Source organism: Halomonas sp., from assembly GCF_014859505.1.
Taxonomy (GTDB): Bacteria; Pseudomonadota; Gammaproteobacteria; order Pseudomonadales; family Halomonadaceae; genus Halomonas.
In genome coordinates, this window is the sequence record NZ_JACUUD010000263.1 from 1 (window position 1) to 1,419 (window position 1,419).

2 protein-coding genes are annotated in these 1,419 nt (G+C 72.3%); both read right to left on the bottom strand.

The window, feature by feature from the left end; all coding sequences use genetic code 11:
• A partial coding sequence (locus tag IBX53_RS16120) for a hypothetical protein (RefSeq protein WP_290911407.1) occupies positions 1 to 784 on the bottom strand: 784 nt, incomplete at its 3' end.
• Between the two features lie 45 nt (positions 785 to 829).
• Entirely contained in the window at positions 830 to 1,264 is a 435-nt protein-coding gene (locus tag IBX53_RS16125) for a hypothetical protein (protein ID WP_290911410.1), read from the bottom strand.
• Positions 1,265 to 1,419: the final 155 nt, after the last annotated feature.

Here is a 1,419-nt window from a genome sequence, read left to right on the forward strand (position 1 = left end):
GCCACGCCTGCAGGCGGGTCCATCCCAGCAGCCACAGGGTGGCCACGGCGAAGCCGCCCAGGGTGCCCAGGCCCAGCCCCAGCACGGGGTAGGCCAGCGACACGCACAGGGTATAGCTGAGCAGCGAACCGAGCCCCGCCGGGTAGTGCTTGATCACCGTGGCCACCGGGCCGGGGCCGTGGGTCAGGTGCAGGATCACCAGGAAGGGGAACATGGTGACCGGGAAGGCCGCCATCACGCCGGCCCAGGCCGCCGGCAGGACGTGGGCCAGGCCGGTGATCACGAAGATGATCGCGGCGGCGAGCAGGGCGCGCACGCCCAGCACCGCCCAGGAGAAACGCCCGCCGGGGCGCGCGGCGCTGTCCGGCACCCGTCGATAGAGCCAGGTGAACAGCAGGATGGCCGCCAGGGTGGTGAGGGTGCCGGTGAGGCGATCGAACTCCACCCGGGTGAGCAGCAGGCTCACCGCCAGAAAGGCGGCCAGGCCCGCCGCGGTGCCGGCCAGCACTCCGGGCAGCCCCGGCCGGCGCCCGGCCAGCAGGTAGCCGCCGCCCAGGGCCAAGGTGGCGGTGAAGCCGGCCAGGGTGTGCACCGCGCTCTCGGCGGCGAAGCCCGTGGAGAGCTCCAGACCGATGAAGAACAGCGCGATGGCGGTGCCCAGCGGGTAGCCGGCCAGCAGCCCGGCGACCCGAGGGCTCACGCGCACGGCGATGGCGCCGAGGCCAAGCACCATGCCGATCGAGACCGCCAGCTTGGCAAGCTGCCAGCTCAGGGGGACGTCCATGAGGGTTCCTTGCGTTCTTTGGATGGCGATTGCGAGGAGAGCGGGTTAGATCAGCCGCAGGCCCTGGCGGTCCAGCCAGGCGGCCTTGAGAGGTGCGGCCAGCGGCCCGCGCAGGTGGGTGGGCAGGGCGGTCTCGGCGCTCTCGTGGTCACTGAAGTCGCGGTTGCGCAGCCAGCAGTAGGCCCAGGCGCAGGCCTCGTCGTCGCTCCCTGGCAGCGGCCGGGCGGGCATCTGCACCAGCAGGAAGGCGGCGGTGCGCGCCGCCCACAGCGGGATCTCGTCGCCGGCCTCCGGTGCGGTCCAGCTCGCGAGGGTGGCGCCGTCCGGGGTGGCCTCAGGCTGGCCCAGCTTGGCGACGCGGGCGGTCTCGGCCAGGATCAGCGCCAGGCGGTCGGCGTCGCCCTGGCCCAGGTGCTGCCACTGGTCGATCAGCGCCGGCAGGCCGCGGCGTACCTTGGCATAGAAGCCGTCCTGGGGCATCGTGCTGGTCATGGCATCGTCCTGGTCATTGCATGGCCCTGAAGTGTGAGGAGTGAGAGATGGCATTCGATTTTGCCACGCCCGTGGAGCGGCGGCACCCGTCAGGCGAGCGTCCTTCCAACTGGCCGTCCGACTGGCCGTCCGACTGGCCGTCC